Raw genomic sequence first — 4,892 nt, 5'->3', positions numbered from 1 at the left:
CACGCCCACGACCCCGGGGCCGGAGGCGCCCACGGATCCCGCCCGGGCCCGCCCCGCCGTCACCGTGGCGGCCGGCGACACCCTGTGGGAGATCGCGGCGCGCCACCTGGGACCGAGGGCCTCGGCGCGCGCCGTGGCCGACGAGTGGCCGCGTTGGTACGAGGCCAACCGCGAGGTCATCGGGAACGACCCGAACCTCCTGCTGGCCGGCACCCGCCTGGTGGCCCCCGCCCCGCGGACGGGGGGTGCGCGGTGACCGCCCGTCCCGAGGCGCAGCAGGTCGACTTCTTCGACCGCCAGCCCACGTCGACCCACGACCTGCCGGCGGCCCTGCCCTGGGCGGCCCACCTCAGCCGCACGGTCGTGGAGGTGATGGAGGGCTCCCGCGACGCCACGCAGCTGAGCCGGTGGGTGACGCCCGAGCTGCTCACCCGCCTGGCCCGCCGCAACGCGCTCTCGCGACGACTGGGCCGGGCCACCGGAGGTGTGGGCGTGCGGACCGTCCGCGCCTGCCACGTCCGTGACGGCATCGTGGAGGTCTCGGCCGTGGTGGTGGTGCGCCAGCAGGTGCGCGCCATGGCGCTGCGCTTGGAGGGGCTCGACGGGCGTTGGCTGCTCACCGTCCTGGAGATGGGCTGACACGGCGGTGCCCCACCCGGGCAGGGCACCACCACCCGGTGGCCGGCACGCAGGAGGACCCCGGTGGGCACCGGGGTCCTCCTGCGTCGAAGGGCTGGTCGTCCGCCCGGCCGGTCAGCGGTTGCGCTGCTCCGCGCGCCGCTGGGCGCGGTTGCCCTGCGGGCCCGAACCGGTGCGGCGCTCCACGGTGCCCTCGGCGGTGGGGGCCGTGTACTGCCAACGGGCCTGGTCCTCGTTGGCGTCCACCGCGCCGCCGTGCTGGCGGCGCTGCTCCCCGGCGGCCAGCGTGGCCACCGCGTCGGCCGACGGCTCGACGTGGAACAGCCCGGCCACCGCCTCCTCCTTGATGGAGTCGGCCATGACGCCGAACATCTGGTAGCCCTCGCGCTGGTACTCCACGAGCGGGTCACGCTGCGCCATCGAGCGCAGGCCGATGCCCTCCTTGAGGTAGTCCATCTCGTAGAGGTGCTCGCGCCACTTGCGGTCCAGCACCCCCAGCACCACGCGGCGCTCCAGGTGGCGCATGACCGACTCGCCCATCTCGCGCTCGCGGTCGTCGTAGGCGTGCTGGGCGTCGTTGGTCAGCTCGTCGATGAGCAGGCCGGCGTCCACCCCGCCGATGCCGCCGGCGGCCTCCACCACGTCGTCCACCGTGAGCGACACCGGGTAGAGCTCCTCCAGGGCACCCCACAGGGTGTCGAAGTCCCAGTCCTCGGCGTAGCCCTCGGCCGTGGCACCGTGCACGTAGCCCACCACCACGTCGTTGATGAAGTGGCGCACCTGGGTCTCCAGGTCGGCCCCCTCGAGCACGCGCTTGCGCTCGGAGTAGATGACCTCGCGCTGGCGGTTGAGCACGTCGTCGTACTTGAGCACGTTCTTGCGCGACTCGAAGTTCTGGCTCTCCACCTGTGTCTGCGCACGCTCGATGGCCTTGGTGAGCATGTTCATCTCCAGCGGCTGCGAGGGATCGGCCCCCGCCATCGCGCGCTGCATGAGGCCCGAGTTGAAGCGCACCATGAGGTCGTCCTCGAGCGACAGGTAGAAGCGGGACTCGCCCGGGTCGCCCTGGCGGCCGGAGCGACCGCGCAGCTGGTTGTCGATGCGGCGCGAGTCGTGGCGCTCGGTGCCCAGCACGTACAGGCCGCCGAGGGCGAGCACCTCCTCGTTCTCAGCCTTCACGGCACGTTCGGCCTGGGCCAGCGCCTCGTCCCACGCCGCCTCGTAGGCCTCCGGCTGCTCGTCGGGGTCCAGGCCACGCTTCTTGAGGGCCGCCACGGCCATGAACTCCGGGCTGCCGCCGAGCATGATGTCGGTGCCTCGACCGGCCATGTTGGTGGCCACCGTGACCGCGCCCTTGCGGCCGGCCTCGGCGACGATGGCCGCCTCCTGCTCGTGGTACTTGGCGTTGAGCACCTCGTGCTTCACGCCGCGGGCCGTGAGCTGCTCGGAGAGGTACTCCGACTTGCTCACGCTCGTGGTGCCCACGAGCACCGGCTGGCCCGTGCGGTGGCGCTCCACGATGTCCTCGACCACGGCGGCGAACTTGCCCTTGGCGTTGAGGAAGACCAGGTCCGAGCGGTCCTGGCGCTGCATCGGCCGGTTGGTGGGGATCGGCACCACGTCCAGCTTGTAGATCTGGTGCAGCTCGGCCGCCTCGGTCTGGGCGGTACCGGTCATGCCCGAGAGCTTCTCGTACATGCGGAAGTAGTTCTGCAGGGTGACCGTGGCCAGGGTCTGGTTCTCCTGCTTGATCTCCACCTTCTCCTTGGCCTCGATGGCCTGGTGGATGCCGTCGTTGTAGCGGCGGCCGGCCAGCAGGCGGCCGGTGTGCTCGTCGACGATGTGGACCTCGCCGTCCATGACGACGTAGTCCTTGTCCTTGGTGAACAGCTCCTTGGCCTTGATGGCGTTGTTCAGGTAGCCGATGAGCGGCGTGTTGCGGGCCTCGTAGAGGTTGCGCACGCCGAGGTAGTCCTCGACCTTCTCGATGCCGGACTCCAGCACGCCCACGGTGCGCTTCTTGATGTCGACCTCGTAGTCGCCGGTGGCCTCGATGCCCTTGAGGCGGTCGGCGGCCGTGCCCTTCTCGAGCATCTGGGCGACGGTGGCGAAGGTGGAGTACCAGCTGGTGGCCTGGTCGCCGGGGCCGGAGATGATCAGCGGGGTGCGGGCCTCGTCGATGAGGATGGAGTCCACCTCGTCGACGATGGCGAAGTGGTGGCCGCGCTGCACGAGCTCGTCGGTGGACCACGCCATGTTGTCGCGCAGGTAGTCGAAACCGAACTCGTTGTTGGTGCCGTAGGTGATGTCCTTGGCGTACTCCTCGCGGCGCTGCGCGGGGTTGAGCTTCGAGAGGATCACGCCGGTCTCCAGCCCGAGGAAGCGGTGCACGCGGCCCATGAGCTCGGCCTGGTACTCGGCCAGGTAGTCGTTCACGGTGACGACGTGCACGCCCTTGCCGGTGAGCGCGTTGAGATAGCTCGGCAGCGTGGCCACGAGCGTCTTGCCCTCACCGGTGCGCATCTCGGCCACCGAGCCGTTGTGCAGGGCCGCGCCACCCATGACCTGCACGTCGAAGTGCCGCTTGCCCAGGGTACGTACGGCCGCCTCGCGGACGGTGGCGAAGGCCTCGGGCAGCAGCGCGTCGAGCGACTCGCCGTCGGCCAGACGGGCCTTGAAGCGGTCGGTCTGCTCACGCAGCTCAGCGTCGGTGAGCCCCTGCACCGAGGCCTCCTGGGCGTTCACGGCATCGACCGTGCCCTGCAGACGGCGCAGGACGCGTCCCTCTCCCGCTCGCAGCACGCGGTCGATGATCTTCGGCACGGAGGTCTCCTCGGGTCGGCTCGGCACCGTGGGGCGTCAGCACTCGCCCCAGCGGCCCGGACAGCCTAGTTGACGGCCCGCGCGAAACCGGCGTGACCGCCCCCGGACCACCGGTGTTGGATGGTGCGCATGCCCGACGCCGCCACGCCCTCGCCCGAACCCACCCCGCAGAGCACCGCCGAGGTGGCCGCCCGCACCTGCCCCGAGCTGGTGGACGGCGACGTGCGCCTGCGCCTGCACACGCCGGCCGACGTGCCCGCCGTGGTGGCCACGAGCAACGACCCGGTGACCGTGCACTGGACCACCGTGCCGCAGCCGTACGACGAGGGCGCGGCCGCCTGGTGGGTGGGCCACATGCACGAGGGGTGGGCGCTGCGCGCCGGCGGGGACGCCTCGGGGGTGATGGGCTGGGCGGTGGACGCCCGCGACGAGACCGGGCAGTGGGTCTTCGCCGGCCAGGTGGAGGTGCGCCCCATCGGCGGCGGCGTGGGCGAGATGGGCCTGGTGCTGCACCCCGACCACCGCGGCCGGGGCCTCATGGTGCCCGCCGCGGCGATGGCGATGCGCTGGGCCACCGAGCACGGGGGGCTGCGGGTGCTGCACTGGAAGGCCGCCGTGGGCAACTGGGCCTCGCGCCGCACCGGGTGGCGGCTGGGCTACCGCTTCTCCGACGCCGTGCCCGGCCTCATGCCGCAGGAGCGGGCGACCTTCGACGGGTGGATCGGCACCTGGGAGGCCGGCGAGCCCATCGAGCCGCGGCACCCCTGGCACACGCCGTCCACCCTCGACGTGCCCTCCGGCACGGACGCGACCGGACGCGAGCTGCCGGCGGTGCGGCTGCGCGCCTGGGAGGAGGGCGACCGGCCGACCGACCCGGAACCCGACCCGCTGGGCGACCGCTTCATGCCCGGCATGATGCCGCCGGCCGACGAGGCCGGGTACGACGCGTGGTTGACCCGGCAGCGCACCCGCATGGCCACCGGCGAGATGGTGGCCTGGGCGATCGTGGACCCGGCCACCGACCGCGTGGGTGGGTACCTGCAGCTGGGCCGGCTGGGCCACCCCTTCTACCCCGGCACCGCGTCGGTGGGCTACTCGCTGTACCCGCACGCCCGCGGGCGGGGCCTGCTGCACGCCGCACTGGTGGCGCTGGCCGACCACGCCTTCACCCCGGCCGCCGAGGGGGGTCTGGGGCTCGCGCGCCTCGAGGCCGGGTGCGAGGCCGGCAACCGCGGCTCAGCCGAGGCGCTGCGGCGGGCCGGGTTCGGGCTGGTGGGCATCGAGCGGGCCTCCAGCGGCCGCCGGGAGGACCTGCAGGACGGGTACCTGTTCGAGCTGCTCAACGACGCCGAGGTGCCCGACCCGACGGGCGGCAACCGCCCCAACCCGCCCGCGCCACGGCCGGCGGCCGTCACGCGTGCCCGCGACGC

4 protein-coding genes are annotated in these 4,892 nt (G+C 72.7%); 3 read left to right on the top strand and 1 reads right to left on the bottom strand.

The genetic code is table 11. The features are described 5' to 3' along the window. The coding region (locus tag HMPREF3099_RS06665; protein WP_141762031.1) for a LysM peptidoglycan-binding domain-containing protein at positions 1-256 on the top strand (256 nt) is incomplete at its 5' end. Then, positions 253-639 carry an Rv3235 family protein gene (locus tag HMPREF3099_RS06660; protein WP_070705271.1) on the top strand — a complete coding sequence of 129 codons (387 nt, stop codon included), beginning with the start codon at positions 253-255 and terminating at the stop codon, positions 637-639. The genes HMPREF3099_RS06665 and HMPREF3099_RS06660, both read left to right, overlap by 4 nt. Positions 640-753: 114 nt before the next feature. Here HMPREF3099_RS06660 and secA read toward each other — a convergent pair whose 3' ends face one another. After that, the gene (secA, locus tag HMPREF3099_RS06655) at positions 754-3,462 is read right to left on the bottom strand and encodes a preprotein translocase subunit SecA (RefSeq protein WP_070705270.1); all 2,709 of its coding nucleotides are present in this window, start codon (positions 3,460-3,462) and stop codon (positions 754-756) included. A gap of 129 nt (positions 3,463-3,591) precedes the next feature. On the opposite strand from secA, the gene HMPREF3099_RS06650 reads away from it, so the two are divergent. Beyond that, a partial coding sequence (locus HMPREF3099_RS06650; RefSeq protein ID WP_168168468.1) for a GNAT family N-acetyltransferase occupies positions 3,592-4,892 on the top strand: 1,301 nt, incomplete at its 3' end.

It is taken from the genome of Kytococcus sp. HMSC28H12 (assembly GCF_001816045.1).
GTDB lineage: Bacteria > Actinomycetota > Actinomycetes > Actinomycetales > Dermatophilaceae > Kytococcus > Kytococcus schroeteri.
Note: the sequence above shows the minus strand (reverse complement) of the source record. Positions and strands in the feature narration are given on the sequence as shown.